This is a genomic window from Psychrobacter sp. ANT_H56B, assembly GCF_008369245.1.
GTDB lineage: Bacteria > Pseudomonadota > Gammaproteobacteria > Pseudomonadales > Moraxellaceae > Psychrobacter > Psychrobacter cryohalolentis.
On the sequence record NZ_VOBF01000008.1, the window covers coordinates 130273 to 157084 of the forward strand.

At 42.6% G+C, this 26812-nt stretch carries 21 protein-coding genes, 2 tRNA genes and 1 rRNA gene; 14 read left to right on the forward strand and 10 right to left on the reverse strand.

Annotated features, from left to right (window positions below; genetic code table 11):
• Nucleotides 1-22: 22 nt before the first annotated feature.
• Complete coding sequence (locus FQ082_RS10425) at nt 23-691, reverse strand: NuoB/complex I 20 kDa subunit family protein (protein ID WP_011512925.1); 669 nt, start codon at nt 689-691, stop codon at nt 23-25.
• A gap of 124 nt (nt 692-815) precedes the next feature.
• Nucleotides 816-1439 (reverse strand): NADH-quinone oxidoreductase subunit A, encoded by a 624-nt coding sequence (gene ndhC, locus FQ082_RS10430; protein WP_149409784.1) that lies wholly within the window; start codon nt 1437-1439, stop codon nt 816-818.
• Between the two features lie 995 nt (nt 1440-2434).
• On the opposite strand from ndhC, the gene FQ082_RS10435 reads away from it, so the two are divergent.
• From FQ082_RS10435 to FQ082_RS10460, 6 genes are all read left to right on the forward strand, one after another.
• The gene (locus tag FQ082_RS10435; protein ID WP_149493049.1) at nt 2435-4468 is read left to right on the forward strand and encodes a UvrD-helicase domain-containing protein; all 2034 of its coding nucleotides are present in this window, start codon (nt 2435-2437) and stop codon (nt 4466-4468) included.
• A 96-nt stretch (nt 4469-4564) separates the two neighbouring features.
• On the forward strand, nt 4565-5968 hold the full coding sequence (gene mgtE, locus FQ082_RS10440) for a magnesium transporter (RefSeq protein ID WP_149493050.1): 1404 nt from the start codon (nt 4565-4567) through the stop codon (nt 5966-5968).
• A gap of 150 nt (nt 5969-6118) precedes the next feature.
• Nucleotides 6119-6583, forward strand: a complete 465-nt coding sequence (gene dut, locus FQ082_RS10445; protein ID WP_149493051.1) for a dUTP diphosphatase — start codon at nt 6119-6121, stop codon at nt 6581-6583.
• 93 nt (nt 6584-6676) lie between these two features.
• A complete protein-coding gene (locus FQ082_RS10450; RefSeq protein ID WP_149493052.1) occupies nt 6677-8527 on the forward strand; it encodes a phosphomannomutase in 1851 nt (616 codons plus the stop codon).
• 101 nt (nt 8528-8628) lie between these two features.
• Nucleotides 8629-9528, forward strand: coding sequence for an acetylglutamate kinase (argB, locus tag FQ082_RS10455; protein WP_149493053.1), 900 nt, complete (start codon nt 8629-8631; stop codon nt 9526-9528).
• A 27-nt stretch (nt 9529-9555) separates the two neighbouring features.
• Entirely contained in the window at nt 9556-9789 is a 234-nt protein-coding gene (locus FQ082_RS10460) for a hypothetical protein (protein WP_041752979.1), read from the forward strand.
• A 31-nt stretch (nt 9790-9820) separates the two neighbouring features.
• On the opposite strand, the gene FQ082_RS10465 is transcribed toward FQ082_RS10460, so the two are convergent.
• Nucleotides 9821-10192 (reverse strand): Spx/MgsR family RNA polymerase-binding regulatory protein, encoded by a 372-nt coding sequence (locus FQ082_RS10465; RefSeq protein WP_011512918.1) that lies wholly within the window; start codon nt 10190-10192, stop codon nt 9821-9823.
• Nucleotides 10193-10419: 227 nt separating this feature from the next.
• Here FQ082_RS10465 and leuS point away from each other — a divergent pair, with 227 nt between their 5' ends.
• The 7 genes from leuS (at nt 10420) to FQ082_RS10500 (ending at nt 19368) form a co-directional block, all read left to right on the forward strand.
• Complete coding sequence (gene leuS / locus FQ082_RS10470; protein ID WP_149493054.1) at nt 10420-13107, forward strand: leucine--tRNA ligase; 2688 nt, start codon at nt 10420-10422, stop codon at nt 13105-13107.
• A 112-nt stretch (nt 13108-13219) separates the two neighbouring features.
• Nucleotides 13220-13879: an LPS assembly lipoprotein LptE gene (gene lptE / locus FQ082_RS10475; protein WP_149493055.1), complete on the forward strand. Its 660-nt coding sequence runs from the start codon at nt 13220-13222 to the stop codon at nt 13877-13879.
• Nucleotides 13880-13952: 73 nt separating this feature from the next.
• Nucleotides 13953-15029, forward strand: a complete 1077-nt coding sequence (locus tag FQ082_RS10480; RefSeq protein WP_149493056.1) for a DNA polymerase III subunit delta — start codon at nt 13953-13955, stop codon at nt 15027-15029.
• 235 nt (nt 15030-15264) lie between these two features.
• A complete protein-coding gene (locus FQ082_RS10485) occupies nt 15265-16632 on the forward strand; it encodes an efflux RND transporter periplasmic adaptor subunit (protein WP_149493057.1) in 1368 nt (455 codons plus the stop codon).
• Between the two features lie 93 nt (nt 16633-16725).
• Nucleotides 16726-18723, forward strand: coding sequence for a MacB family efflux pump subunit (locus FQ082_RS10490; protein ID WP_149493058.1), 1998 nt, complete (start codon nt 16726-16728; stop codon nt 18721-18723).
• 337 nt (nt 18724-19060) lie between these two features.
• A tRNA-Lys gene (locus FQ082_RS10495) sits at nt 19061-19136 on the forward strand.
• Nucleotides 19137-19292: 156 nt separating this feature from the next.
• A tRNA-Lys gene (locus tag FQ082_RS10500) sits at nt 19293-19368 on the forward strand.
• 57 nt (nt 19369-19425) lie between these two features.
• Here the strand turns inward: FQ082_RS10500 and FQ082_RS10505 are convergent.
• Together FQ082_RS10505 and FQ082_RS10510 are read right to left on the reverse strand one after the other, a co-directional pair.
• The gene (locus FQ082_RS10505) at nt 19426-20208 is read right to left on the reverse strand and encodes an MBL fold metallo-hydrolase (protein WP_149493059.1); all 783 of its coding nucleotides are present in this window, start codon (nt 20206-20208) and stop codon (nt 19426-19428) included.
• Nucleotides 20209-20475: 267 nt separating this feature from the next.
• A complete protein-coding gene (locus FQ082_RS10510) occupies nt 20476-22563 on the reverse strand; it encodes a catalase (RefSeq protein ID WP_149493060.1) in 2088 nt (695 codons plus the stop codon).
• Nucleotides 22564-23007: 444 nt separating this feature from the next.
• Between FQ082_RS10510 and FQ082_RS10515 the strand changes: the two genes are divergently transcribed.
• On the forward strand, nt 23008-23805 hold the full coding sequence (locus FQ082_RS10515) for a dienelactone hydrolase family protein (protein WP_149493061.1): 798 nt from the start codon (nt 23008-23010) through the stop codon (nt 23803-23805).
• A gap of 90 nt (nt 23806-23895) precedes the next feature.
• Here FQ082_RS10515 and FQ082_RS10520 read toward each other — a convergent pair whose 3' ends face one another.
• The 5 genes from FQ082_RS10520 to rrf form a co-directional block, all read right to left on the reverse strand.
• Nucleotides 23896-24549, reverse strand: a complete 654-nt coding sequence (locus FQ082_RS10520) for a DUF938 domain-containing protein (protein ID WP_410477388.1) — start codon at nt 24547-24549, stop codon at nt 23896-23898.
• A gap of 73 nt (nt 24550-24622) precedes the next feature.
• Nucleotides 24623-25087: a flavodoxin family protein gene (locus tag FQ082_RS10525; protein WP_149493062.1), complete on the reverse strand. Its 465-nt coding sequence runs from the start codon at nt 25085-25087 to the stop codon at nt 24623-24625.
• Between the two features lies 1 nt (nt 25088).
• Nucleotides 25089-25502, reverse strand: coding sequence for an OsmC family protein (locus FQ082_RS10530; protein WP_149493063.1), 414 nt, complete (start codon nt 25500-25502; stop codon nt 25089-25091).
• Nucleotides 25503-25681: 179 nt separating this feature from the next.
• Complete coding sequence (locus FQ082_RS10535; RefSeq protein WP_262498204.1) at nt 25682-26533, reverse strand: nucleotide-binding protein; 852 nt, start codon at nt 26531-26533, stop codon at nt 25682-25684.
• A gap of 173 nt (nt 26534-26706) precedes the next feature.
• Nucleotides 26707-26812 (reverse strand): 5S ribosomal RNA (rrf, locus tag FQ082_RS10540); the annotation flags it as partial.

Sequence of the window (26812 nt, forward strand, 5' to 3'; positions counted from 1 at the left end):
ATAACTACGCCAAACTGCTTAACTAAATGCTATCTGGGCTACGTAAGTTTTTCACAGCGATACGATCTGCTTGCTTACGGTCACGCTCAGGCGTCATCTGCGGCTGATAGACACCCTGATCATTAACATGAATACCCAGCGGACGACGTTCTTTAGTGATAGATTCTTGTAATAACATCAAGCCTTGAATCAATGCTTCTGGACGTGGCGGACAACCAGGCACATAGACATCGACAGGGATAATTTTATCCACGCCTTGCACGACCGAATAGATGTCATACATACCGCCCGAGTTGGCACAAGCACCCATCGAAATGACCCATTTTGGCTCAAGCATTTGCTCGTATAGGCGCTGAATAACGGGTGCCATTTTAACAAAGCAAGTACCAGCAACAATCATCACATCTGCCTGACGTGGCGAGGCGCGAATAACCTCGGCACCAAAGCGTGACAAATCGTGAACCGCCGTTAAAGTAGTCGCATATTCGACATAACAACATGAGGTACCAAAGTTAAATGGCCATAATGAGTGCTTACGCCCCCAGTTTGCTGTTGAATGCACAAGATCTTCTAGACGACCCATAAAGACGTTTTTATTGACTTCATCTTCCATTGGATCGTTGACAGTTTGGCTTGTCTGAGCAGGATAGACATCTGCATCAGGGTTGGCTTTTGTTAATGTGTATTTCATAACATACAACCTTTATGTTAAACAAAGTGCGGCAATGATTTGCCCTCACTACTGCCTTAACTTCATTATTAAATAATTTTGTTATTCACGTGCCATGCTAGTAATTAACACGCACTGTTATTCATTAACGCGTCATTTTATCTGTTTGTGCAGACGTCGCAAAGTCCACAGAAGTGACATTGCCCGTGGTATTAATATGATCAATGTTTTGTAAGTGACGACGATTGGTCTCAATATTGTTTGAGACGTTAATCTGACCGGAGGACTGCGCAGGTATCTTGCCCGTAGGATCGACCATGAGTTCATCAACACCATCGAACTTGGTGATATCAGCTAAACTAAAGCCTGCGGGTGCAGCATATAGGCGCGCTTTTTTGCGTAGCTTATCAGCCGGTGCCCAATTCATCGCACCCAGACTCAACTCGTATACCAAGCCAATGATCAAGATGGTGATAAATATAGCGGCAGCAGCAAAACCAAGCCAGCCCGCTTCACGAACTGAGACTGCATAAGCATATAAGTAGAGGGCTTCTAGATCAAAAATAACAAAGAAGATCGCCACCAAATAGAATTTGGCAGACAAACGAATACGGGCGTTGCCAGATCCGACAACACCCGCTTCAAATATCTCTTCTTTTTGTGAGCCATGTGAGCGACCGCCAAGTAGACGCGGGACAACCAACATAAACACAACTAGCCCAATGGCGGCTAAAATAAAAGCAATGGCTGACCAATTAAAAGCAGACATGATAATACGTGCTCCTCACCCAATCGAGTGTTACACGCCGCGCAAGCACCGACCCACATATTAAGGTCGTCAAGCAACAGGCATAACGCAGACGAAAACACAAAGCAACTGTCACTGTATTTAAGTAACTGTCATTGAGTCACATGTTAGGTTCTGTACTGGTAACAACCAATTATCAAGCTTATTGACGACGATGTCAGATCTGACCAACTGCAGAGTGTCCGCTCTATATGCGGATAAAGGCTGGTCGCCCAACGCATCTTCTAACAACGTAAGATCAACGTATTAAATCAATGTCATATTCGATAGTTTATTTAATTGATTTAATAGCTCATTACACGTGGTCAACAATGACGTGACAACTGGCATAAATTATTTACGTACTATACGCATATCGGCAATCAAAAGCTAGTTTTTAACTGCATTGAGCGGTCACTTTATCGGCAAAAAAAATAGGTTTTTTTATCCGCAAACTATGCTATAGATTATTCATCATCCTTCTCTAAAAACCTTCTAAAAGTTTAAGGAATATATTATTAATTGACTGCTAGCTAAGATGAAAAATGTATATAAACCGCGCAGTTAGTCACAGCTTATAATTATTTCACTTTCACTTCCGTAATGGATAATACTTAAGTCTGCCTCCTTATTTCTATTCACGGGAAATGAGCTTGCATTGGCCAAATTTTCGACGGTTTTCATTGAAACAAAATGTTTCTCTATGTCATTTTCCAAGACGTACCTTATATATACCTCATAATCTTATATATTCCACGCTACTAACTCCTGCCCAAAAGCCTTGGTTTTGCTTTATAATAACTCATCTAATTTTGCTCGCAGATTGCCTAAAACTTTAAAATTCTTCTGTGAGTTACTCTATTTAAAATGCCAATATGCCCTCTATTTTAACGAATGTATTTTTCGCTTGATGGCAGCTAGTGGCATTTTACGATTTACTGCTATCCTCTTTTTGCTTTTGTCTTACAGGTCACGTTATGAGTCAACTTAATCCCAAACAACAAGAAGCCATGCTCTACGTATCTGGTCCGCTACTGGTGTTAGCAGGTGCCGGCTCCGGTAAGACGTCAGTGATTACCCGCAAGATTGCTTATTTGATCGAAGAATGCAACATGCCTGCTGAGCGTATCACGGCGGTGACCTTTACCAATAAAGCGGCGCGTGAAATGAAAGCTCGAGTCAGTAAGCTACTACCGAGTGAAAAGACTCGTGGTCTGACGGTTTCAACCTTTCACCAATTTGGGCTGCAGTTTCTGCGATATGAGCTGCTTCATACGCCATTGAAAGGCAATTTCTCCATTATGGACAGCGACGATAGCAAGCGTTTGCTAATGGAGCTTATGATGCGTGATAACTTAAGCGGCGCTGAGAGTCGTGAGTTGGTTGGTAAAGCAATCAAGATGATTTCTGATTGGAAAAATGATTTGATTGAGCCGGATAAGGCGATGGAAACCTTAGACGATCCAGAAGATATGATTTTTGCGACGCTTTATGCTTTATATGAGCGCAATCTACGGGCTTATAACGCCGTTGATTTTGATGATTTGATTGTCCTGCCGACCAAAATACTGCGTGAAAATCGAGAGCTACGTGATAAATGGCAAAACCGTATTCGCTATCTATTGGTCGATGAATACCAAGATACCAATACCGCTCAGTATGAGATGATCAAATATTTGGTCGGACCACAAGGACGCTTTACGGTCGTTGGTGATGATGACCAATCTATTTATGCATGGCGCGGTGCTAAACCTGAAAACATGGGTTTACTTAAAGAGGATTTCCCAAAATTAAAAATCGTCATGCTTGAGCAAAACTATCGCTCGACCACCCGTATTTTGACCTCTGCAAATGCGGTTATTACCAACAATGAGCATTTATTTGAAAAGAAGCTCTGGTCAGATAAAGGTCAAGGCGAAAAAATCCGTATTATCAATTGCCGTAATGATGATGATGAGTCTGAGCGCGTCGCCAAAGAAATCGTCACTCACAAATTGCGCTTTGGCAATGAGTGGGAACAATATGCCGTTCTTTATCGCAGTAACTTCCAAGCGCGGATGCTAGAGGCGCAGTTGCGTCAACTGCAAGTGCCTTATAAATTATCGGGTGGTCAGTCGTTCTTTGCTCGTAGTGAAATTAAAGACGTTATGAGCTACTTGCGGCTGATTTTAAACCCAGAAGATGACAGTGCTTTTTTGCGCGTGATTAATACGCCCAAGCGTGGTATGGGACCAGCCACGCTTGAAAAGCTTGGCTTATTTTCACAAGAACATAGCATCTCGCTACTGGCTTCTTGTACGCATGCCAGTCTGGCCCACGTTTTACCGTCGAAATCTTATAGTACTTTAAAGGAGTTTGGCGATTTCATTGAACACTATACTCGCGAGCTTGATCAACATCCTGACCCTGTGCCAATCGTGCGCCAGATGATTGATGAGACCGGTTATATTGATTTTGTGCGCAGTGACTCTAAAACACCGCAGCAAGAAAAAAATCGTATTGATAATATCGATATGCTTTACACCAGTATTCAATCGCTGATTAATCGCGCCGAAGAAGACGAAGACCGTACCATTGATACCATCATTCGCAAGCTGGTATTGCTTGATATGCTGGAGCAGCAGCAGGAAGAAGAAAACACCAATAAAGTTAATCTAATGACCTTACATGCGGCAAAAGGCTTGGAGTTTGACTTTGTTTATATCATGGGGCTTGAGGAAGAGATGCTACCACATCGCAACTCTATCCTAAGCGAGACGGTCGAAGAGGAACGGCGCTTGATGTATGTGGGCATTACTCGCGCGCGTCGCGAGCTAACTTTGACACTAGCCACTCAGCGACGTGCTGGTGGTCAAATGCGCGTCACGTCTGAATCAAGATTTCTAGATGAGTTGCCAGAAGATCATATCGATTGGCCTGCCAAAGCAAAAAAACAAAAAGCCACCAAAGATCCCGCAGCAGTTGCTGATGAATACTTGGCTAATATTCGCGCTTTATTGGGCAATCGATAATGTTTAACTATTAAAAAAGCTAACAAATACAACTGATTCATTAAGCTTAGATCTTAGTCATTATTATTTATATATTTTGAAAAACTTGGAACTTTTATGCCCGCTCCTACGCCGAATTCTGCACGACCATCGACACGACAGGGAGACTACAATCCGGCTGAATCTAACGCTGAGTATAAACTACTCTATTTGCAAGAGTTGGTTGCGGACAAGGCATATGAGGCAATTACTGAGTTTTTAGGGAAGCAGTCAGAATATGAGATTGCCAACTTACTAGAGTCGTTCCCGACTCAGAGCCGACTACTGATTTGGGCACAAGTCCCAGAGAATATCAAAGGTGAAGTATTAGCTGAGCTAGAGTTTGATACACGCCAGCCATTGATGGAAAATATCTCGTCAAAAGAGATATCGCTGTTTACCCAAGATCTTGATGCACAAGATATCTCAGAGATTTTAGACACCGTTACCGAAAGCGTGCGTACTTCGGTGATGGCGACTTTGGATGAAGACATACGCATTCAGGTCAATAAACTCGATACCTATGCCGACTGGGAAGTTGGCAGCTATATGGATCCTGAGCTTATTCAAGTCCAAGAAGACATGACGCTGGCTGATGTTCAAAACTGGCTGCGAGAAGATATTGAGCTGCTTGATGATGAAAGCCAAGAGCTATTGGTTGTCGATCAAAGCCAGCAACTACTTGGCTTATTAAGTCTGGCTGATTTGATTAAGCATGACCAAAGCACCTTAGTTGCTGATTTGATTGATAGCGCTATTACCATCAATGATCGCTTGGACATTCAAGATGCGGCGGCGATTTTTCGCTCAGAAGACATTCGTTTTGCCCCAGTTATTAACAGTCATGGCGAGCTAGTCGGTCAACTAAACGGTGAGGACATCATGGAAATCATCCAAGATGATGTCGACAGTACCATGAAAAACCTTGCTGGTGTCAGTCAAGACGAAGAGCTGTTCGCGCCTATTTTGACCAGTGCAAAAAGCCGTAGTATTTGGCTTGGTATCAATTTATGTACGGCGCTATTAGCCGCTGCTGTAATTGGACAGTTTGAAGCCGTATTAGCAAAAGTGGTGGCACTGGCGATTCTTATGCCCGTAGTTGCCAGTATGGGCGGTATTGCAGGCTCGCAGACGCTTACTGTCGTCATTCGCGGTATGGCAATGGGACAGATTGGTGGCTCTAACCGTGTATGGTTATTAAATAAAGAGCTGTGGGTTGGGGCGATAAACGGTATCATATGGGCGATAATTATGGCGTTTATTGCGCAATTGTGGTTTCATAACATTAAAATCAGCGCGGTCATCGGTCTAGCGATTGCGATTAATATGACCGCTGCCAATGTATCGGGCATTAGTATTCCACTGATGCTAAAGCGCATGAATATTGATCCGGCATTATCTGCCTCTGTTATCCTCACCACGGTAACGGACATTGTTGGCTTTATGTCGTTTTTGGGCTTGGCAAGTATACTGATTCTTTAATCAATCGCTTATTAAAATTTAGAAACCAAAAGTTAAAAATCATCAGCTATTTATAAAAATAGTTGTTGTTAAGCAATTAAATTTAAAAATTAGGGCACGCCCTAAATTCATTCTATTTATAAAACCATTAAATCGTTAAGTGAGTGCGTTATGCAAGCTGTACAAGTTAAAGTCTTAAACCCTAAAATCACTGAAGATAAAGCGTTTTCTTTGCCTACTCGTGCCACTGATGGCAGCGCAGGTATTGATTTGCGCGCTTGTATTGATGAGCCTTTAACGATTAAAGCGGGTGCTACCCATTTGATTGGTACTGGTTTGGCGGTTTATATTCAAGACCCTAACTATGCTGGCATGATTTTACCACGTTCAGGTCTTGGACATAAGCATGGTATTGTTTTGGGTAACTTGGTTGGACTTATCGATGCTGATTATCAAGGTGAGCTGATGGTCAGTATTTGGAATCGTAGTCAGGAAGACTTTGTATTAAGTCCTGCAGAACGCATGGCACAATATGTGGTTGTCCCTGTTGCCCGCCCTGAATTTGAAGTCGTGACAGAATTTAGCGATACCAGTGCGCGCGGTGCTGGTGGTTTTGGACACTCCGGTCGTCAGTAGTAGCTATTCTAAAATAACGATCAGCTATACGCCTAATACTCTTAGACGATTTATTTATCATTCATATTTATCACGATAATAAGGAAGTAAAAGATGCCGTTTTTTGCTGCGCAGCACTCCTTATTTCGTGCTTATGATATTCGCGGTTCGCGCCAGCATTTCACCACTGACTTTATACAAGCCTTAGGGTACGCTTTTGCGCATCTTTATCACGTTCAACAAGACAGTGATAACAAAAAAGATATCGTCGTGATTGGCTATGATGTACGTCGTGATAGCGATGTCATTGCTTACAGACTTGCTAATACATTGAGCGAATGTGGCTTACAAGTTATTCAATTGGGGCTGATTACCACGCCTATGATGGTATTTTGGGCTGAGGAATATCAAGGGCATGGCATTATCGTGACTGCTAGTCATTCTGCGAGAGATGTTTTAGGTATTAAGTGGTTGGTCAATCATCAATCCCCTAGCAGCGAAGACATTCAGACGCTTTACCAGCAAGTTATTCATCAGCAGTTAATTGAACGTTCTTTAGACAATAGCATGCTTGAAAAAAGTAAATTCTATAAAGGCTGTTTGCAAGAAACTGGTTTTAAAACTACTGATTTTCAAAAAGTGATCGTTAAAAAAGACAATCAAAAAGGCTATAAAGCGTTAAGCACTCCACGACATGTAGTGGATAATCCTATTAGCAATCAGCAAATGTCTTTATCGCCTGAGCAAGTAGCAGCGCATTATATTGATGCTATTGTGCAAGTGTTTAACGCACTCTATCCGCATGATAACCAACCGACTACTAATACTTTCGGTCATACCAGCAATCAATTGCCTTTTACCAAGCTAGATTTGGTGGTTATTATCGATTGTATGCATGGTGCAACCAGTCATATCGCGCCACAATTGTTTGATCGTTTTTGCCACCGTGTTATCACGCTTAATGACACGCCTAATGGAGATTTCCCTGCTGGCAATCCCGATCCTACTGAACCACATCGGCTCAAACAGTTGCAGCAAAGCGTAATTAATCATCAGGCAGATATAGGTATCGCCTTTGACGGTGATGGCGACCGACTAATGATTGTCGATAATATAGGTAAGGTAGTCACACCCGATCACTTGCTCTATTTATTAGCAAAGGTAATATTGACTGAGCGTCCAGTCGCTTGTACCCAGTTGCAATCTCCGCCGCAAATTCTCTTTGATATTAAATGTTCGCATCATTTGCCGAAGCTACTGACTGAGCTTGGCGCAGAACCTATCATCAGCAAAACTGGCAGTAGCCTAATGCGCCAACAGATGCAGGACTCTGCTGGGCAAATCATATTTGCTGGAGAGTTATCGGGGCATTTTATCTTTAACGACAGTCGCTTTATTGTCTATGATGATGCCATATATGCAGCTTTAAGACTGTTGCATTGGCTGGCAGCTGATCACTCAAATAGTCTAAATCCTACAACAAATCTTGCTAATATCATCTATCAATTACCAAACATTGTCAGTACTGCCGATCATTATTTACCGCTGCCATTAAATGCGTCAACCGATTGCTCAATCATTGAGCAGCTAACTCGACTATGCGTGTACTTACAACAACTCATGAAAGTAACCGCTCCACTGCCTACTCAGGCTGAATATCAAGTACTCAGTACTTGTCAGCGGACGCTTTGTAGTTGCTCTATAAAAAACCTTCCTATTAGCATAGAGCAAGCCAAAGACTTATTGCCAATAGGTACAACTCTGAGCTGTATTGATGGCGTGCGTCTAGATTTCGCCCATGGTTTTGGCGTACTGCGTCAATCAAATACCAGTCACAATTTAACCGCGCGCTTTGCAGGAGACAGCATGGCACACCTACAAGATATTCAAGCAAAATTTGCCGCGCTATGCCGTCCCTTTGATGAAAATCTAGCTGCGCAGATTGTAGCTATTTCCCCTCAGTAATCAGTTATCAAAACTATTTTTTTATCACAAATGTAACTTTGTTATTTATGACTGTTTATAACAACAACCAATCGCTTAACACCGTATTTTAGGAGTTTATAATGACCTTGAATTTAGATGAAGCCAAAATTACTGCTGAAGTCTTGACCACCGCCCTGCCCTATATTCAACGCTTCGTCGATAAAATCATTGTGGTCAAATACGGCGGCAATGCCATGACCGATCCTGCGCTTGAAAGCTCATTTGCCCGAGATATCGTCCTACTCAAAACCGTTGGTATGCATCCTGTGGTCGTACATGGTGGCGGTCCACAAGTGGATAATTTATTAAAAGAGCTTGGGCGGCACTCAGACCGTATCGATGGGATGCGCGTTACTGACAAGGACACCATGGATATCGTCGAGATGGTACTTGGCGGCAATGTTAATAAATCGATTGTGAGCTTAATAAATAAACATGGCGGCTGCGCCATCGGTTTGACGGGTAAAGATGCCAACTTAATCTTGGCTAAAAAATTGATGATGGAAAAAATCGGCGCAGATGGTATTGCTGTACCAGTAGATTTAGGCTTTGTCGGGGACGTAGTGAGCGTTAATAAAGACGTGATTAATATGCTGATTGCTTCTGACTTTATCCCTGTTATCGCCCCTCTTGGCGTCGATGAAGAAGGCAATACTTATAATATCAACGCCGATTTGGTCGCTGGTAAAGTCGCCGAATTCTTGCAGGCAGAGAAACTCATGCTATTAACCAATATCAAAGGGGTATTGGGTCGTGATGGCGAAGTCGTGACTGGTTTGACGCCTAAGACTGTGGATAGCCTAATTGAAGATGGTACGATTTCAGGCGGCATGATTCCTAAAATTCAATGTGCGCTTGATGCGGTTCGTAGCGGCGTAAAAAGTGCTGTTATCGTCGATGGCCGCGTACCGCATGCGACGCTGTTAGAGATTTTTACCAACGAAGGTGTTGGTACACTAATCAGTCGAGATCTAGGCTAATCATTGGCCAAATAGTAGGAGTAAATCATGGCATTGTGGCTTTGGTGTCTACTTTTTATCTTAGAAAGCTCGTACTGCTGGTGGATTATTGGCTATGGTGGCGCAAAATGGATAGAAGGGTGGAAATCATTTTTCCTCATTGAGTGGTTTGCACTAGATTGGAATGCCGAACAAATTCGCTTTTACGTCTTGCTTATATGGCTCGCAAGTGTGATTTGGTTTATTTTAGGTGTTATAAAGCCCGAGCTAAGAGGTTCTTAGCTTGGGCTTTACTGATGGTAGCAGTATTCTTTTACGAAAAAACTTTATCAAACTCGGCTTCATCAAAGCCACATAATAATATCGGCTTATTTTTATCAGTCAGCTCACCTTCAACTATCGGACGCTTAATCATACTGGTATTTTCAATGAGTAAGTCAATTGCTTGATCCACATCGCTATCCGCTGCTTGCTTTTGAACATCTTCTAGCTTACGCCATGTCGTTCCGCGCTTGTTTAATACTTTATCAATACCAAGCTCGTTGACCCAACGCTGAACGCTATCTTTGTCGATACCTTGTTTTTTATAATCATGAAAGTTATAGCTAACGCCCAACTCATCAAGCTTGGTAAAGGCTTTTTTCATGGTGCTACAAGATTTGATACCGTAAATAGTGATGGTCATAATGTCTCCTCGTCAAGAATGTTACTGTTTATTATACTCAAATAATGCTCGAAGCTGGCACATGGCAAATGTGGATATCGGCAAGCAGCGAATACAAGCCGAAAAGCCACTAGGTAATCAATGAAAGGCGGCATCATATCGTCGCAATTTTCGCCAAATTACGCTATGCTATGGCATTGTCGAATTCCACCTATTTTTTATCTGTATTAACCAATTTCGAGCCCACTATGAGTAATACTGTGACATCTGACCAAACTGAAAACAATTATTATAACCCACAAGCTATCGAAGCGGCGCAACAAGCCAAATGGGCAACTGACAAGCGCTTTGAAGTGAGCAATGAGCCAAGCGATAAGCCAAGTCGCTATATGCTGTCGATGTTCCCTTACCCAAGCGGTAAGCTGCATATGGGTCACGTGCGTAACTATACGATTTCTGATGTACTGAGCCGTTACTATCGCCTCAAAGGTTATGAAGTCATGCAGCCAATGGGCTGGGATGGTTTTGGCTTGCCAGCAGAAAACGCCGCGATTGCCAATCAGACGCCGCCTGCTAAATGGACGTTTGAGAATATTGATAGCATGCGCGCCCAGCTAAAATTGCTTGGCTTGTCTATTGACTGGTCACGTGAATTTGCCACTTGTAGCCCTGAATATTATCAGTGGGAGCAGTGGTTGTTTTTGCAGTTATATAAAAAAGGCTTGGTCTATAAAAAGCTTGCAACCGTCAACTGGGATCCGATTGACAATACTGTATTAGCCAACGAGCAAGTCATCGATGGTAAAGGCTGGCGCAGTGGCGCTATGGTCGAAAAGCGTGATATTCCGATGTATTATTTCAATATCACTGATTATGCTGATGAGTTGCTTGATGATTTGGATCAGCTAGAAGGTCATTGGCCATCTGAAGTGATTACCATGCAGCGCAATTGGATTGGTCGTAGCTCAGGTATGGAAGTACACTTCCCTTATGAGCTGGCTGGTCAAAGCAATAGCTTAGACGTCTTTACCACTCGCCCTGATACCTTGATGGGTGTCACTTATGTGGCAGTGGCCGCAGAGCACCCGCTAGCCCAATATGCCTCTGAGAATAATAAAGCGATTGCAGAGTTTTGTGCCCTTTGTAAGAAAGGCTCAGTCGCTGAGGCAGACCTTGCTAAAGCCGAAAAAATTGGTATGGATACGGGTCTAACCGTGACCCATCCATTGACTGGCGAAGAAGTGCCAGTATGGGTTGCCAATTATGTACTTATGAGCTATGGCTCAGGTGCGGTAATGGCAGTACCTGCTCACGATGAGCGCGACTATGAGTTTGCAACCAAATACAACTTACCGATTAAACAAGTCATTGACATTCCTGTCGGCTATTTCGATGCGTTAGAAGCAGATGCAAAGGCGAACGATACTGAGATTAATCGTGCTTATACCGAACGCAATACTTTGGTCAATTCAGGTGAATTTGATGGTTTAGATTTCGAACAAGCATTTGCAGCGATGCTAACCAAACTTGAGCCTCAAGAGCTTGCTAGGAAAAAAATTCAATACCGTCTCCGTGATTGGGGTGTTTCACGCCAGCGTTATTGGGGTTGCCCTATCCCAATGGTTAACTGTGAGCATTGCGGTACCGTGCCAGTTGAAGAACAAGACTTGCCGGTTGTCTTGCCAACTGACGTCGTTCCGGACGGTCGTGGCAATCCACTAAAAAATATTCCAGAATTTGTGAATACCACTTGCCCTAAATGTGGCAATCCTGCTGAGCGCGAAACCGATACCTTTGATACCTTTGTAGAGTCAAGCTGGTACTATGCGCGCTTTGCCAGCCCACACGATACAACCAATATGGTTAATAAATCTGCCGCCAATAAATGGTTGCCAGTTGACCAATATATCGGTGGTGTCGAGCATGCGGTGATGCATCTGCTTTATGCGCGCTTCTTCCACAAGCTCATGCGTGATGAAAACTTGGTATCAGGCGATGAGCCATTTGCCAATTTAATGACTCAAGGAATGGTACTTGCGGGTACTTTCTACCGCGTCAATGCTGATGGCAGTACCACTTATTACTTTACTAAAGACATCGATATTGACTTTAACGAGCGCGGTCAGCCGATTAAAGCCATCCTAAAATCAGATGGACAGCCGGTGACGATTGGCAAAATTGAAAAAATGTCTAAGTCAAAAAATAACGGCGTCGACCCGCAGCTTACCATTGATAAATATGGCGCGGATACCGTTCGTCTTTACACCTTATTTACCGCCCCTGCCGATCAAACCCTCGAATGGTCAGATGATGCACTAAAAGGTCCTTATAACTTTGTTAAAAAAGTATGGCGCATTGCTTCTGAGCATATGCAAGCATTAACTAACGCTAATTTAGATATTGACGCATTCCACGGGTCAGTTTTAAACCCTGATGACCTAAGCAAAGAAGCTAAAACCTTGCGCCGTAAGACGCATGAAACTATTGGCAAGATTGATAGTGACTTGGGTAAACGTCTAGCACTCAATACGCCAGTTTCTAGCCTAATGGAGCTCGCTAATGAGCTGAGTAACTTTAAAGCTAATAGCGAGCAAGAGCTGCAAGTACAGCATGAAGCACTGACTGATTTATTGATTATGCTGTCGGTATATGCGCCACACATTGGCGAGCATTTACTTGAGCAATTAGGACTTGATACCGTCACCCTAAATTACCCTATGGTCGATGAAAGTGCATTGGTACAAGATATGATTACTATGATAGTGCAGGTTAACGGTAAAATGCGGGGTAAAATGGATGTAGCACCCAATAGCGATCCTGAACAGCTAAAAGCACAAGCAAAAGAGCTTGAAGGTGTGGCAAAATTCCTTACAGGCGAGATTAAAAAAGAAATTATCGTACCGAATAAACTGGTTAATATTGTGGTTGCAGGTTAGGATAATTAAACGCGGATATTTTAGGTTTTCTTATCACAATAAGAATAGCGATTATGACGGATAAGCACCGTGCTATCCCGTCATATCGAACAACATGTAAGGGAAAAAGCACATGCCTACTAAGTCGAATAGACATAAACTAGCGACCGCATTACTTGCATCTCTGCCAATGCTTGCCATCGTTGGGGCGACTGCCAGTCTTAGTGGCTGCGGCTTTCAACTACGCGGTTATGATGCGCCCATGCTGTTTGATGTAGCGAAGACCGCGGTAATTATCGAAGATAATCGCACCGCATTCCCACTGAAGCTGCCGCTCACAAAACGCCTTGAGGCATTGGGTGTTGATGTCATTACTAACATGACATTGACTGATGTGGCTAGTAACAATCAAAACGTAGGCGCTGAAACCATCGCTGCGATTACCGTCAATAACGTACGTTTTAAGCGTTATGAATTGGTCGGCGTATTAACAGAAATTCGCTTAGTGATATCAGCCGATGTTAGCTATCAAAGCATAGATAATGGTAAGCCTATAACGCTCAGTAATCCGATTCAAGTTGAACGTAGCTATCAGTATAACGAAGCGTCAGTGAGCACCGACGATCAGCAAGGTGATCAAATTCGTGAATGGCTCTATGACAGTTTAGCAAGACGTATCACCGATCAATATGTCGCGATTGCCCTGCCAAAGGTGACACCTGCCAGCGCCACTACTTCTGCGCAAATCGGTAAAGGTACAGGCGCTACGGCGATTCTTGTACCCAAACCTTAATATGGCTCAAATGTAGCTTAGCAATTTTTTGGCTTTGCTTTTTTATTCACAACTTTGTGTGCGTCAGCCTTTTATGCAAGATACTTTTATACAAGCTTATCCAAAACTACAGCGATCCTCAGTTGCTGTAGCAGGCTTGTGGCTAGCACATGGTGACGAGCCATTATTAAGTCAATGGCTCATCGATGCGCTGCGTCCACATTGGCGCGCGCAGAATTACGCCATTAAGCGTATTGAGCTGGTATCAGTTAAGAGCTGGCAAGAAGTATTGTCAGAGCTTGGCAGCCAGTCTTTATTTGATGATGCCAGTGCCTTGATTGTCACAGGCAACCATAAACCTGATAAGGCAGTCATTACAGAACTTGAACGCTTTGCACAGGACGCTCAAGCAGGCAGCCACAGTCATAGCTTATTATGGTTGACCCCAAAACAAGACAAACGCGCTCAGAGCAGCAAATGGTTTACGCCATTTGCGCAATATGGTCACGTCATCGACTGTAATTTGTACAATGAGCAGCAGCGTCAGCAGTTATTGCAGATACAAGCGCAGCAGTTTGGCTTAAAGCTATCGCAAGAAGCGTGGCAGCTACTCATGTCACATACTGAACATCATTTGCTCAGTGCCTATCAAACCTTATGGCGCTTATCTTATTTGTTTGCCCCACAACTCATAGCAAATAATGATGCTGCCATTCAAGGAACTACAAACTCTAGCCCGCACCTATCACAGGTCGCACTAGATATTAATGACTTACAAGCGGCATTGGTCAGCGATGCGCAGTTTAGCGTGTTTGATTTGTCCGATGCGATGCTTGCTGGCAATAGTGCCCAAGTCGCTAAAATCATTTTTCAACTCAAAGCCACGGATGAGCCAACGACACTGGTGTTATGGGCAATCAGTAAAGACATGCGGCAAATCATGCAACTGATGGATGGACAAGATCCGCAAGCCCTAGGTATTTGGCGCAGTAAACAAGGCTTATATCAGCAAGCCTGTCGTCGTCAGTCAAAAGTGCAAACAGCAGCGTGGCCTACTCTGCTTTATCGCTGTGATCAGGCAATTAAAGGACTTATCATCCAACCAGCGTGGGAGCTATTACTACTAACAGCGTTAGAGTTATCAGGAAAACGTTTATTCCCTACTAAATAACCAAAGTGATGAATTCTTAGTTATTTATCAGTCAGTAACCAATAATACCTCTAAGAACGATATTATTTCTTAACCTGCTTTTTCAACGATAAAATTCCTGCAAAAATCCAAATCTCCTCTGCAAAACCTGCCTCAATATCTCTTCTTAACCTTTCGCAAACTAACTCCCATTCCCTTTTGTCCATCGAGCCTCTATTATAGTTACATTTGATTTTCTTGTTATTGGATTGTCGTCATGCGCAAAATTAGCAAAAACTCTGCTATTAAATGGGGCATTATTGCCCTCGTCATCATCGCTTTAGGGGTTTTAGCCTATAAAACCTTAAAACCAAAAGAAGTAACACCCAACTATCTAACAGCGACCGCTGAGATTGGCGATATCGAAAACAACGTTATGGCATCGGGCAAAGTTAAGGCTTTAAATACCGTCGATGTTGGTGCGCAAGTATCTGGTGAAGTGACGCGACTATTCGTTGAAGTCGGTGATGAGGTGCAAAAAGGCGATTTGATTGCGCAGATTGACCAAGTAACGCAGAAGAACAGTCTGAGCAATGAGCAAGCAAGCCTTGAGCAAAGTGAAGCGGCGCTACAAAGTGCGCAAGCTGAGTCATTAAGTCGTCAAGCAGGTTTAAAAAGTGCGCAGGCAGATCTTGCCAGCCGCCAAGCTGAGTTAAGACAAGCGCAAGCAGATTTTTCACGCTTGCAAGGCTTACTCGCTATCGACGCGATATCACAGCAGGATTATGATACTCAAGGGACAAAGGTACAAACTGCGCAGGCAGCAGTCGCCAATGCGCGTGCCTCTATCGATACTGCTAAAGCCGCTATTGCCACTACTGCAGCGAATATTAACAGCCAGCAGGCAGCATTACGTAAATCTCAAACCAACGTCAGCACCGCGCAAGAAGATTTAAGCTACACCACCATTCGCGCGCCGATGTCAGGTACTGTAGTATCGGTAACGACTGAGCAAGGGACGACGGTCAATGCCAATCAAAGTGCACCGACCATTGTGACCTTAGCTGATTTATCTACCGTACGCATCAATGCTCAAATCTCTGAAGCTGACGTCATTAATGTCAAAGCGGGCTTGCCTGTTTATTTTAATATCATCGGTAATCCCGATCAAAAATATGATTCGATTCTTAAAGCGATTGAACCGGCTCCTGAAAAAATCAGTGATACCAGCTCGACCGATGCTGCCATTTATTATGTCGGTTATATTGAAGTACCCAATACCGAGCGCCGCTTTCGTATTGATATGACCGCGCAAGTTTATATTGTCATTAACCAAGCCAAAAATGCGCTACTTATCCCTTCTGCCGCACTGCAACCTGCCGGTAAAACTGGAAAATCTAAAAATGTGACTACTAAGAATACTGTGACGAATGTTGACAGTGATTCTACGGCGACTATGGCAAATGTACGCGTTCTTAAAGCTGATGGCACAGTGGTTGAACAAACTGTCAAAGTCGGTATCAATAACCGCGTCAATGCGGAGATATTGAGCGGTCTTAAAAAAGGTGACGAGGTTATCTTAAGCGAAGAGGGACCAGATAGTGGCAGCAAAGGCGATGGTGGCAGAGGCGGTCGACCATTTTAGCCCTAACTCCAGAATCAGATAGAACAAGATTTAAATGAATTTAAATTAGCGACAAATCAGCTTTGATATTGATTGAGATAAGCAGGATAGTAAATGAGCAGCCAAGATCTTTATGCTAACGCCGACACTGATAAGCCTTTGATGCAAGTCAAAGGCTTGATTAGAGAGTTTAAAGCGGGCGAGCAGACCATTCGTGTATTGCACGATATCAATCTAACCATCCATCAAGGCGAGATGGTGGCTATTATTGGACAATCAGGCTCAGGCAAATCAACCTTGATGAATATTTTGGGCTGCTTGGATCAAGCGACTGCCGGCGATTATCAAGTATTTGGTCAATCCGTTAATCGTTTAGCCCCTGATGAACTGGCAAAGCTGCGCCGTGAACACTTTGGTTTTATTTTTCAGCGTTACCATCTATTGGGTGACATCAGTGCCCGTGACAATGTCTCTGTGCCTGCCGTCTATGCAGGGATGGATGGGCAAGCGCGCAATGAGCGTGCCGAAAAGCTCTTATCAGACTTGGGACTGGCGGACAAAGTCAATAATCGCCCAAGCCAGTTATCGGGTGGTCAGCAGCAGCGTGTATCCATCGCAAGGGCATTGATGAACGGCGGTGATATTATCTTAGCGGATGAGCCGACAGGCGCGCTAGATAGCAAGTCAGGCAAAGATGTCGTACAAATTTTAAAAGACTTAAATGCGCAAGGTCATACGATTATTATGGTAACGCATGACCCCAGTCTTGCTGCTCAAGCTGAGCGCGTGATTGAAATCAAAGACGGTTATATCATTGCCGATTATAAAAACGAAGACTATCAGCGTCCAGCAGCACAATCTGCGTCGATAATAGACAAACACCGTAAGAGCGCATTTGGCAGCTTTATCGACCGCTTGCTTGAATCGTTTAAAATGTCTTTACTTGCTATGCGTGCGCACAAAATGCGTACTCTGCTGACAATGCTAGGTATCATCATTGGTATCGCCTCTGTGGTGTCGGTTGTCGGGCTCGGTAAAGGCTCACAAGCGCAGATTTTGTCCAATATTAGCTCACTAGGTACCAATACCATCACCGTCACTGACGGCTACCCTTACGGCGATCCTAGACGTCAGTATAATGATGACAATTTGACCCCACAGGATGCCCAAGCGGTTGCAGATCAGCCTTATGTACTTAGTGTCAGTCCCCAGCTGAATAGCAATATGAGCGTCCGCTATCGTAATGTCCAAGAAGCCGCCAGTATCAGCGGAGTAGGTAAAGATTATCTCGATGTCAGTGGTGAAACATTGGCAATGGGTCAAGGCTTTGATGAACAAAGCATCTTACGCCGTACCCAAGATATTATTATCGACAGCAATGCACATAAAACTTTCTTTCCTACTATAGCAAACCCTATCGGTGAGGTACTATTAATAGGGAGTGTTCCTGGACGCGTGATTGGGGTACTGGAGCCAAACGAAGGCGGTTTTAGTAGAAGCGTCGACACTCCTACTTTATATATGCCCTATACCACCATGATGTCACGGCTCATAGGCAGCGCCTATATCGAGAGTTTTATTGCGCTGATTGATACTAACATCTCCTCTTCTGCCGCTGAGTCTGCCATCTCAGATCTGATGACAAGCCGTCACGGTACCGATGATTTTCGCATACGTAACTCCGACTCTATCCGTCAAACCATTGAGTCTACAACGGCAGCATTGACCTTGCTGATATCCTCTATCGCCATTATCTCGCTGATTGTCGGCGGTATTGGCGTCATGAATATCATGTTGGTATCCGTGACCGAGCGCACCAATGAGATTGGCGTACGTATGGCAGTCGGTGCTCGTCAAAGCGATATCATGCAGCAGTTTTTGATTGAAGCCATTTTGGTTTGTATCTTAGGTGGTTTATTAGGCATTGGACTGGCATTTGCTATTGGTGAGCTGATCAACCGTGTTGGTGGTGATAGTTTTAAAGTCATTTATTCTTCGACCTCCATTATTGCCGCCTTTGTCTGCTCAACGCTTATCGGCGTGGTCTTTGGCTTTTTACCAGCACGCAATGCTGCCAAATTGGATCCAGTAGAAGCACTCTCTAGAGATTAGTAAAATTTTAAGCAAAAATTTTCAAACATCATTTTTAAAATAACAAACTATCAGCGGTAATAGGTGACTCGATAGCCAAATAAGGGTCAAAGTTAAAAAACATTCATTATTATCTAAGATTTTTAACTTTTTTTCTGATTCGGGGTTGTATTTGTCTTAATTATATATATAATGTGCTCTCACGTTTAGAGATACAAATTATCTAAATGTGAAACGAGTTTGATGCCTCTTTTGATATTGAGTAGTCAATAAAGAAAGATTTTAAGCTTACCGAAAATTCCCTTAAAAGAATTTTCTCTTGTAGAGTTAAAAAGCAGTGCTTTTTTTATACTCTTCAGGGCCGATAGCTCAGTTGGTAGAGCAGTTGACTTTTAATCAATTGGTCCCGCGTTCGAGTCGCGGTCGGCCCACCATCTTTAGTATTACGCTTGTTATGTATGCTACCCTATCCGGTAGTGATGTAATAAGTTTAAAGACATCCTTTTTGATGTCTTGTTTTAATAAATTTCCCTTTAAGGAAATTTATCTTGCGAAGCTAAAATTGTCATACAATTTTTTAACGCTTCTCAGGGCCGATAGCTCAGTTGGTAGAGCAGTTGACTTTTAATCAATTGGTCCCGCGTTCGAGTCGCGGTCGGCCCACCATATTTAGGAAAGCCCAATCATTTAATGATTGGGCTTTTTTTTGTTTGTATTATTTGATTAAGGGGTATGTACTCTTTTACGAGCAAATTTAACTTGTGCAAGCATGAGCTTAAAACCATTTTGTAACGTTGTTTTGCGTGGTTCATTCGGTGCCCGTTCTATCAATTTTTCAAAGTCTTTATCGCTAAGCTTAACTCTTTTATCATGCGCCAGTAATAAAGTATCTGGTTGCAGTGCTTTTACCTTGTCCAATGACGCGCGGTAAGCGTCAGGTAAGGTAATTAAGTAAGGCGAGACAAATCTATTTTTGATGATTAATATGAGATCTGCGGTATACGCCTGCTTGCTTTGCGGATGCCATAAAGACAAGTCTCGATCGGTATGCCCTGGCGTCTCCAAGACGATCCAATCGTCAAAATTTGGCACACGGTCGCCATCTTGAACAGTGATATCCGCTTTTAAAATGGGGTGGTACCAGACGTTGGTCATAGACTTACCTTGACGACTGGCGACATAATAAGTCAATCCCAAATCATTCAGATGGGCAATTCTACCCAAAATACCATGGTACCAAGGCTTTTCGGACATTGCGGTAACTATCTGACAGCCGGTTTTTTGCTGCAACAGCTTAGCGCCGCCCGCATGATCGGGATGCATATGCGTGACCATGACGGTCTTAAGTTGCTCAACTGGACGTTTTAGAGTGTCAGTGATATACGCTAAAATCTTATCGACATCACATCGACACCCTGAATCTAACAATAATAACTTGTCAGGATAAACCGCCATATACGTTGTCTGAATATATCCTTCTATCGCAACAATATCTACTAAACTCATAATATCCCTTTATCTAATATAACGCTTATATTAGCCATTTAAATATCCATATATGAAAGCAAAGGCTATATTTAACCAGCTTATTCATTGCCGTATTCTTGATGTTATTAAGCAATATGATTGATTATTATAACGTTCAATAAAGGTTTAGAAGTGATATTCAGTGAACGCTTGTGACCAAAGATTGTTTAGGTTAAAGAATAAAAAAACCCAGCACAGTGGCTGAGTTCATTGTTGGAGATTTAAATACGAATATATTAAGCCAAATTAAGCTAAGTCACGAACCTTTGGCTCACGTTCCCATAGGCGCGATTTGGCATTTTCAATAAAGACGTCTACATCAGATAGTGGCGTGACAAAGGCATCTTTTTCAATCGGTAGTTTACTTAAAATAAACTCGTCCGTTGCCCCGCAATAAGAAATCGCTTTACAGTGCACATAAGCATCCGTGAACCAGTCTAACGTGGCACTGTCTTTAGCCAACTTCTTAGCTTGATCAGGCATGATGATACTAACCACGGCATCAAACATCACAGACGGACCGCCTGCTACGCGCTCATCAACTTGTATAATGGTATTATCGTCTAACTTGACTTCTTTATTCGGTGCAATAATTTTGACACTGGCACCTTGCGCTTGCGCTGCCTTCTCGTATTTTTCTATTTCACTATGCTTTGAGCCTTCCGCTACCAAAATACCAATCATGCGACCCTTTAACCTCTTAGGTGACAGACCAATCGTTCTTACGGCAGGAGAGACTTCCATATCTTGAATAGGTGCGGCAGATTCAGCAGCTTCTGGCAGCTCCATACCCAACGCTTTTGCCACGCGACTTGCCAAATCTTCATCGATATTACGTAAATGGCTAAGCGTACGACTACGGACATGCGCTGTATCTACTTTACCTAGCTCAAAAGCATAGGCTGAGGCAATATGTGCTTGTTCAACTGTCGTTTGGCTGCGATAGAACATACGTGGCTGACTATAATGATCCGCGAAGCTCTCAGCGCGCACGCGACCTTTAACACCATCATCTAGCGTCTCAGCAAAAGATGCAAAGCCTTTCTTCACACTCTCACGTGGTCTGGTAGGATCAAGACTTTGTGGCTCATAAAGCACGCGCGTTTTTGGCACTTGCATCTGCATATGACCATCTTGCTGATTATTAGCGAATGGACATTTTGGTGCATTGATTGGAATTTGTGCAAAATTCGGTGAGCCTAAGCGCGATAACTGAGTGTCCAAGTAGCTGAACAGACGACCTTGTAATAAGGGATCATTACTAAAATCAATACCCGGCGGTACATGCGATGGACAGAAAGCCACTTGCTCTGTTTCAGCAAAGAAATTATCAGGATAACGATTTAGTACCATTTTACCAACGATTTTGACGGGCACCATTTCTTCTGGAATCAGCTTGGTTGCATCTAAATGGTCGAACGGAAAGTCATTGGCTTCTTCTTCCGTGAATAATTGCACACCAAATTCCCATTCAGGGAAATCACCGTTATTAATCGACTCAAACAAATCGCGGCGATGATAATCAGGATCGGCACCAGAGATTTTTACCGCTTCATCCCATGTCGTTGATTGTACACCCAGCACTGGTTTCCAGTGGAAACGCATAAAGGTACTTTTGCCTTCTTTATTAATTAGGCGATAACTATGAATACCAAAACCTTCAATCATGCGTAAGCTACGTGGTATCCCGCGATCACTCATCAACCAAATGACGTTGTGCATGGTTTCAGGACTTAATGATACAAAGTCCCAAAACGTATCATGAGCGGACGCTGCTTGCGGAAAACCACGATCCGGCTCAGGTTTGACTGCATGGACAAGGTCTGGGAATTTCATTGCATCTTGGATAAAGAAAATCGGCATGTCATTACCGACCAAATCCCAGTTGCCTTCTTCGGTATAAACTTTGACTGAAAAACCACGTACATCACGCGGTGTATCTTTTGAGCCTTTACTACCTGCAACAGTTGAAAAACGTGTAAATAATGGGGTTTGCTTACCGGTTTCAGTCAAAATTTTAGCCGTGGTATATTCTTCTAATGATTCGGTCAGCTCAAAATAACCGTGTGCGGCACTACCACGCGCATGCACAATACGCTCAGGAATACGCTCATGATCAAAGTGATGGATCTTTTCACGTAAGACAAAATCCTCTAATAGCGTTGGACCGCGCGGTCCTGCTTTGAGTGAGTTTTGATTGTCAGAAATTGGTACACCCTGTTGGGTGGTGAGTACTTTGGTGTCATCACCTGCACGTTGATGGGTTTCACCACCATTGCCACGTTCCATATTCATGTCTTTAGCGGGGTCGGTATGATCAATATTCTTATTCATAAAATATCCTAGCTAGCTGATGAGTAAAAATGGACTATAACTAGACCATTTAATAAGCGCTAACACAGTTTTTATATCCGTAGCGATAGTGGCGACTTCAAATGTCCGTTTATTTTCTGTGTTGTAGCACGGTTAAAGATAAAAACTGATTCAAGCACTCTTGAGATAGCAATGCTGAGCTCAACAATTATCTTACTCAAAAATCTTGCTCAGGTATGTCAACTATATGGTTAAGCGTGTTGATATTTGGTTAAGAAAATCAGGCATTAGTTAAACTTATAAACGATAGAAACACTTATTATTTTTAACAATATAGCGTTGTTATGTCGTTATTCTTTACGCTATCCTGTAAAAGGTGTCTGCTCATTAGGGTTAAAAGGGTGGATCGGTTTTGAAATAGGCTATTTTTCACTGACATTTTTTAACTAACATAATGAGGCTACCATGACATTCACATCCACTTCTATTAAATCATCTAAGCGCTACGGCGAAAAGTTATTGTACAGCGCCTCTCTAGGCTTAACAGCACTACTACTTAGCCAAACAGCGGCAGCGATTACCACTAAAAATGTCACTTATACAGTAGATAATCAACCCTATGAGGGCTATTACGCCAAAGCAGATAAACCCAATGCGCCATTTATATTACTGATTCATGATTGGGATGGGCTAACAGATTATGAGCGCAAGCGCGCTGATATGTTGGCAAGTGAGGGCTATAACGTACTGGCTGCTGATATGTTTGGGAAAGGTATCCGCCCGTCAACTATTGAAGACAATAAACGCTTAACCGGTGCACTATATGACGATCGCAGCAAAATGCGCCGCCTACTTCAAGGCGCATTGAACGCTGGCCAAGAGCAAGGCAATGATGCACGCACAGGTGTAACGATGGGCTATTGTTTTGGCGGTACGGTTGCTTTAGAGCTAGCACGCTCAGGATTCCCACAAAAAGCGTTTGTCCCTTTCCATGGTGCCTTTGACACCCCAATAGGTCAAAGTTATGATAAGACGACTGGCGAGATATTGGTATTTCATGGCTCTGCGGATGAATCCGTCTCCCTTGAAAGCTTTGCCACTTTGGGTAAGACGTTAGAAGCGGCAAAAGTGCCACATGAGATGCTAACCTATAGTGGTGCGCCACATGCATTTAGTGTGTTCGGAAGCGATAGATATGATGCCCGTGCTGATGAGCGTTCTTGGAAACGTTATTTAGATTTTTTAGCAGAAGCCTATAAGTAATTTGACTGTATGTAAACAACATAAGTAGCTCTAAATAAAAAGACCTCTCAATCAATCGTAATTAAGAGGTCTTTTTATGCCAAAGCTTCATTATCTAATTTTTTGAAATACCAATAGCTGGTTATTGGCTGGCATCGCATATTTATCAGATAGGTTTAGATGATGTGTTTTTGCCAAAGCTATTATGTCTTCTAAATGACGAATGCCGCTCTTTGCGTCGCGTTGCCTGAGACTACTATCAAACTGCTGATTACCCGCGCTGGTATAATGTCCGTTTTCATTAAATGGTCCATATACGATTAACTTTCCATTGATAGGTAAAGCATCACCTACTAACTCAAACAATTTTTCCACCAACGACCATGAGATGATATGTAGGGTATTGGCAGTAAACACCACATCGTAGGGCTCATTGCTAGCAAGACTCATCGGTAATGGATCAACTGCCAAATCAAAAGCCAGTGAAGCATATAGATTGGGCGCAGGGTAAGCAGTATGCCAAGCACTGATAGTGGCATGATGAGCTAACACATCACTGGTCTGCCATTTTAAATGAGCCAATCTCGGTGCAAAATACACACTATGCTGACCTGTTCCTGAACCCACTTCCAATACATGATTAAAATCTTGCAATTCCTGCTGTAAAATTTCTAAAATTGGTTGCTTATTGTTTTCACAGGCTTGAGAAAATGGCATACCAACAGGAGCAATAGATTGGCTATTATCTAAATCATTATTAAACACTGCTAATATCCTTATATGCCTTCGTTATCACAGCTTTGATAGGAATAATGACTACAAGCAAAGCATTAAAAAACTAATAAATACCCGCTTCTACCCCAGCTGCTAGTGTCATAGCAAGCTCTTCTACTTGCTCAGTAAATGCCTCTTGCCAATCACCTTGCAATATCAGTGCTTCTTGAATCCATTCCCAACGCAGACCAGTGGTAATCGTCTTCATCGCAAGTTTGGTGCCCGTACCATCATGTCCTGCACGAATATATAACGCAAATGGCATACCCTGTTTCTTCTCTAACACCGGATAATAACAGCGATCAAAAAAGTCTTTGGTCAGCCCTGCCATATAAGCCAAGTTCTCAGTAGTACCTAGTAGTAGCGCATCTGCCGCCAGCACATCCTCAGGCTGGGTATCTTGTGGCGACTTCAATATGACATTAATATCTATATCGGGATGATTGCCACCTTTATAAGCCGCTTGTGCCAATTTTTTGGTATTAGGCGATGGTGCATGAGCAACGATAAGTAAGGTTTTGGTAGCCATATTAATTATTATTCTTACAATTAATAGCCACTTTTTGAATAATATCAGGATGGATACTTTTCGCAACCGGACAAGTGAGCGCGGTGTTATAGAATATTTTTTGCGTCTTATCATCCAACTCTTGATTAAAAGTAATGGCGATATGCACTTCACTAACGCGTCTCGGGTCAGCTGCCATTACTTTCGTTACTTCAGCGGTAGTGCCTGCGATATCAATTTCCATATCATGAGCTTTGATACCGATAATCGTCAGCATGCAACTGGCTAAGCTGGTTGCCAATAAATCAGTCGGTGAAAAAGCTTCGCCCTTACCTTGATTGTCAGTCGGCGCATCAGTAATAATTTCATTATTAGATTGTAGATGAATAGCAGTAGTGCGTAGGTCGCCTTGGTAGGTTACTTTTGAGGTAGTCATGAGATTCTCTGTAGTAGATATTGTTAAATAAGCACTTCTCTAAAAAATTTTAGAAAAATAGTTTATATATAATGCTTTGTACATACAGATAGAATAAATGTAATACATACGATAATGGTATTCTACTGGTATGAATTATAGCTTTTTAAAGTGAGTTGGCTACATATTCACTTTAAATCTCAAAATGAAATATTTCCCCTAAAACTATTAGGTGATATAGGTTTGTTTATTTGCAGAAAGTCTTCATTTTTCAAAAGCTCATCTACACCTAACTCGGTAATTGAATATGTGTAGAAATCATAACCATCCTGATGATCAGTTTCAATAGACTTTGTTATTAATCCCATACGTTCAAGCTTTATAAGTGATATTTGAAGAATAGCTTCGTTCACTCCATGAAAGTTGTTAGAGATCCTATGAAATGGAAGACCGATTGGATCGGCAACATAACTCTGAAGACAAGTAGCTAAGAGTTCATAGTCTTGCTCTTTTAGCTCATAGTTCACAGGATTAGCAATGATTGTTCTAGATTCTGAAAGACTAGCATGATTTATAGTTCCCAATCGCTCTACCTCAGATTTAATCAAAAAACATGCTCTATTAGTTGCAGAAACTAAATCTTCATCGGAACGGTTCGCATCGAAGTCTGCAGGAGTTACTCCCAATAAATCAGTCGGCAAGTGCATTTCTATACCACGTGGCTTTAAAACAAAAGAGCGAGACTTCCCAATTGCGCCAACAAATAAACCCATTTCGAATATCACGTTGTCCCTGACTACATGCTCATTTCTATTTCTAATCGTAACAATGTCATCAGGTGCAAAAATAAATAAAGCAAAATCTACAGTCGATGACTTTTCTACTAAATCTTCGATTGTTGAAGAAGATAGTTTGAATGTACCATTCTTCCAAATAGTAACTTCAAAGTCATGATCAAGATTGGCATTCACAGCCTCAGCAATTGGAAGACTCTCAACCGAGGAAGCAATAAATAATCGTGGTTTTCTCAACTCATAATCTCCATAATTCATTACCCTCTAACAGATCATTAACTTACAATTGTAGATGATATTAATGTGAAAAGGTAAGAGTTATCACATTCTTAGAGCGTAAGCACGATTATCCGATAAACACCACCCCATCCAAACGTCAGGCAAAAGAAAACCCCCAACGAATTAACGTTGGGGGTTTATCTGGAATAGAGAGCTGACGATGACCTACTCTCACATGGGCGAACCACACTACCATTGGCGCGACGATGTTTCACTTCTGAGTTCGGGAAGGGATCAGGTGGTTCCATCGTGCTATTG